The following is a 4,451-nucleotide window of genomic DNA, read 5'->3' as shown; positions in this document are numbered from 1 at the left end:
CCGACAGGCTGTTGCGGGACATCGCGAAAGCGGCCGGCATTTCGCCTGACCTGCTTCAGTCGCGCGATCCGCATGAGGTGGCCGCCGAGATCGGCGCCGTGCTCAGAACCACGGTCGAGCAGTTGTCGCTGCTGCTCAAGGCGCGCGCGGCGGCCAAGGTACTGGCCAAGAGCGCGAACCGCACCATGATCGGCGCCGAAAACAACAACCCGCTGAAATTCGTTCCCGGCACCGACGACATACTGGAGATCATGTTCGCCAAACGCCGCGCCGGCTATCTCGACGCCACGCACAGCGTCGAGGACGCTTTCCGGGACCTCAAGACGCACGAATTCGCCACTTACGCCGCCATGCAGGCCGCGCTCTCCAGGCTGCTCGACGACCTGTCGCCCGAGGCGATCGCCAGGAAGCTGCCGCCGGCCTCCTTTTCATCCAAGAAAAGCCAGGCATGGGACGCCCTGGTCGCCACCTGGCGGACGATGGAAGAGAAGCACGAAAACGGCATGCTCGACGTCTTCTTGGCCTATTTCAGCGAAGCCTACGCCAAGGCCGGCAAGCAGAAGTAGCTGGCCGGTCCGTGAAGCGGGGCCCGGCGCTATGTGACGGGTCTCACAGAAGAAACCGCTGCTTCGAGCATCCTGCCTTCCGATTTCAATAGGCTGCCCGATTTCAATCAGCTGCCTGTGCGATTAGGATAACGCACGGAAGCTTGCCTGGCGGGCAAAGCGGCGTGACTTGGGGCGTGTGCAGCAATGTCATGTTTCGGCGAGATGAGCCTTTCCATCCGGCCCGCCGCCAAATCTCGGCATAAAAAGGGCGCAGCCGGCCTCTTTCCTCGCCCTGTTCGCTGCACCTCGACGGTGGACCGATGAGCTCGAAGGACGATCCCTCCGTGCCGGCGGACAAGACGGTCATCCGTGCGCCGCGGCCAAGGCAACGGTCGCCCGCGGCTCCTGAGAACCCCTCTTCGGCAGGCGTTGGGCAAGCTCCGACACCTCCCCGGGAATCGACAGTGTTCGATCCCGGCGTCGGCCGGCGAATGCCGACCGGCTGGTCGTCCGGAACCGTGATCTATCAAGGCGCCGCTCCCGATGCGGCGGCGGCAGCATCCGCGCCGGCGCTGCAACAGGAGATGCTGCTCAACGCCACGGATGGCGTGACATACACCACGGCCAATCCAATTCTCGCTGCGGCGGCGCCCCTGCTGATGCTGTTCGGCCAATTGCGGCTGATGCCGGTCGAAAGGCAGGCGACCCCCTTGGCGGAGCATATTGCCGAAGCAATCGGGACGTTCGACCGGGAGATGGCGAAAGCCGGCATTGCCGAGGAGGATGGCAGAATCGCGAAATTCGCCCTTTGCGAGACCGCCGACGATCTCGTCGGCAACTTGCCCTGGCCAAAGGACGACGCCTGGGGCCCGCACAGTCTCGTATTGCAGTTCTTCCATACGAAGCCCACCGGTGCCGGTTTCTACGAGGCGCTGAACAAGATCCTGGGCAGCCCGGAGGGGCATCACGACCTGCTCGAGTTGATGCATGCCTGCCTGTCGCTCGGGTTCGAAGGCCAGTATCGCGGGCGGACCGGCCAACGGGACACACTCGAACGCGTCCGGCGCGACGTCTACGACACGATCCGCTACTTCAGGCCGAGTGAAGGCGACGACGTCTCGCCCCACTGGCAAGGCATGGCGGCGAGGATGCCAAAGCCAAGGGCGCGGCTGCCGCTGTGGGCCGTCGCGGCCGCCGCCGCGACGCTGGTGACGGCGGCGTTCTTCGCATTGCGCGTCCTCATCACCGATGAAGGCGACGTCACCGCCGGCGAATTGCTGGCGCTCACTCCTTCGACACCGGTCACCATCGAGCGCGCCAGCGTAGCGCCAATCGCCAAACCCGCGGAGGCCGCACCGCCGCCGCCTGCTGTTCCCGACACCACCCAGATCGACCGCATCCGCGCAGCTTTAGCCAAGGAGATCGCCGTCGGCGGACTGACGGTCGGCACGAAGGGCGATTTCATCGTCGTGGAGGTCAACAACCAGCTTTTGTTCGCGTCCGGCCAAGCCGAGCTGAAGGACCAGTTTCAGCCCATCGCGGCCGACATTGCCACGGCCCTCGATGCCGAGCCCGGGCCGATCCGGATCGTCGGTCACACCGACAATGTGAAGCCGAAGAAGTCGAGCCAGTTCAAGTCCAACTTCGATCTTTCCGTCGCCCGCGCCAAGGCCGTCCAGACGATGATGGCGAAAGAGCTCAAGGATCCGTCACGGATAGCGGTCGACGGCAAGGGCGAGGACGAACCGATCGCCGACAATGCGACGCCGGACGGCCGTGCGAAAAACCGCCGCGTCGACGTGATGATCCCGAAGGAGGAGACGCTGTGAGCGGGCGCGGCGGGGAGCGGCATTGATGCGCTGGGTGCTGCGGATAACCAGTGTGCTGGCGCTCGCCGGTTTCTCGGCGGCGGTCTGGTATGCCGGACCGCTGATCCGCTTCGCCGATACAAGGCCCCTCGGGCCTGTCTGGCTCAGGGCGACGATCATCGGCGTGACGGTTGCTGTGCTCGCATCGTTCTACGGCATCCGCCTGTGGCAAGGGCGCAAGGCGCAAAAGGCGCTCGAAACAGCCATCGTGCACAGCGACGACCGGAACGACGATGGACAGGTGCTCGAGGCGCGTATGAGCCAGGCCATCGCGACGCTGAAGCAGTCGAGCGGCAAGCGCAACTTCCTCTATGAGATCCCCTGGTACATCATCATCGGCCCGCCGGGAGCCGGCAAGACGACGGCGCTGGTCAATTCGGGGTTGAAGTTCCCGCTGGCCGGTTCCGGCAGCGCCCAGCCGGTGGCCGGCGTCGGCGGCACGCGGTCTTGCGACTGGTGGTTTACCGACGATGCCGTGCTGATCGATACCGCCGGCCGTTATACGACGCAGGAGTCGGACGCCAAGCGCGACAAGGCAAGCTGGCTCGCCTTCCTGGGACTTTTGAAGAAATACCGCACAAGCCAGCCGATCAACGGCGTGATCCTCGCCATCAGCCTTGCCGATCTCGTCGGCCTCGACGACCAGCAGCTCGACGCGCATGTCACCGAGATAAGGAGCCGCCTGCGCGAGTTGCACGAGACGCTGAAGATCCAGTTCCCGGTCTACCTGCTCTTCACCAAGGCGGACCTCGTCGCCGGCTTCATGGACTATTTCGGCGATTTCGATGAAGCCCGTCGGCAGAAAGTGTGGGGCGCGACGTTCCAGACCACCGACCGCAACAAGAACATGACCGGCGAGGCCCCAGCCGAATTCGACGCGCTGGCCAGTCAACTGGCGGACGGGATCGCCGACCGCCTGCAGGATGAGACCGACCCGGTGGCGCGCATCGCGATCTTCGGCTTTCCGGCGCAGTTCGGGGCACTGAGGGCCCGCGTCGTGCGTTTCGTCAGCAGCCTGTTCGATCCGTCCCGCAGCCAGGTCAATGTCAGCCTGCGCGGGCTCTATTTCTCTTCCGGAACGCAGGAAGGAACGCCCATCGATCAGGTGCTGGGCGCGATCGGCCGCAGTTTCGGCAGCACATCCCAAGCGCATCTTTCCGGGACCGGCAAGAGCTTCTTCTTGCACGATCTGCTGGCGAAAGTGATCTTTCCGGAGGCAGGCTGGGTCTCCTTCGACAGGGCTGCGGAGCGGCGCGCCAGGGTTGCCAGATTTGGCGGCCTCGCCGTGATCGCGCTGGCGGCTTTGGCGACGCTCGGTGTGCTTGGATTCAGCTTCACCGCCAACCGGTCGCTGATCGACTCCACCAGGCAGGCGATGGCGCAATACCGCCAGAGCGCGGATTCCTTGCTCGAGAGCACGACCGTGACCGATGTCGATCTGGAGAACGTCATCGGCCCGCTCGACCAGTTGCGCAACCTCCCGGCCGGATTCGAGACCGCCGCCCAAACGAAGCCGGTCGAGGAGAGTTTCGGGCTCAGCCAGCGAGGGAGACTTCTGTCGGCGTCCAAAACGGCCTACCGGCAGGCGCTGGAGCGAAGCTTCCGCTCCCGGCTCCTGGTTCAGGCGGAGCGGACGATTCAGGCCAAGATGGCCGATCCGATCGCGCTCTACGAGCCGCTGAAGATCTATCTGATGCTGGGCGGCAAGGCGCCTAAGGTCGACGACGAGCTGATCGTCTCCTGGATGAAGCAGGACTGGGAGGAGAACCGCTATCCAGGCGAGAACAACCGCGAGGGCCGCGCGCAGCTCGAAAAGCATCTGCGCGCCATGCTCACGCTCGACGATGCCTATGACCCGGTCTTCGAGCTCAACCAGCCGCTGGTCGAGGCGGCGCAGCGCTCGCTCGGACGCATGAGCCTCGCCGCGTAGACCGCCGACTTGATCAGCGCCGAAGCGCGGTCGGCGAGGCTCGAGGACTTTTCCGTTGCCGCGAAAGCCGGCCCGGAAGCGCAGCTTCTGTTCGAACGCATGGAT

General features: G+C 64.7%; 3 protein-coding genes. All 3 read left to right on the top strand.

Translation table 11 applies throughout. The annotated features are described in order from the left end of the window. Positions 1-566 (top strand): type VI secretion system-associated FHA domain protein TagH (gene tagH / locus EOA29_RS26470; RefSeq protein ID WP_127221830.1); only part of this gene is annotated, 566 nt, incomplete at its 5' end. A 446-nt stretch (positions 567-1,012) separates the two neighbouring features. Next, positions 1,013-2,377: a type VI secretion system protein TssL, long form gene (tssL, locus tag EOA29_RS26465; RefSeq protein WP_348628918.1), complete on the top strand. Its 1,365-nt coding sequence runs from the start codon at positions 1,013-1,015 to the stop codon at positions 2,375-2,377. Positions 2,378-2,402: 25 nt separating this feature from the next. Continuing rightward, on the top strand, positions 2,403-4,346 hold the full coding sequence (gene tssM, locus EOA29_RS26460; RefSeq protein ID WP_245468544.1) for a type VI secretion system membrane subunit TssM: 1,944 nt from the start codon (positions 2,403-2,405) through the stop codon (positions 4,344-4,346). The last annotated feature ends 105 nt before the right edge of the window (positions 4,347-4,451 follow it).

Source organism: Mesorhizobium sp. M1E.F.Ca.ET.063.01.1.1, assembly GCF_003998155.1.
Taxonomy (GTDB): Bacteria; Pseudomonadota; Alphaproteobacteria; order Rhizobiales; family Rhizobiaceae; genus Mesorhizobium.
Note: the sequence above shows the minus strand (reverse complement) of the source record. Positions and strands in the feature narration are given on the sequence as shown.

What these genes read in the sequence shown, in the direction of transcription:
- tssM (WP_245468544.1), top strand. Translation starts at nt 2,403, where the DNA reads ATGCGCTGGGTGCTGCGGATAACCAGTGTGCTGGCGCTCGCCGGTTTC.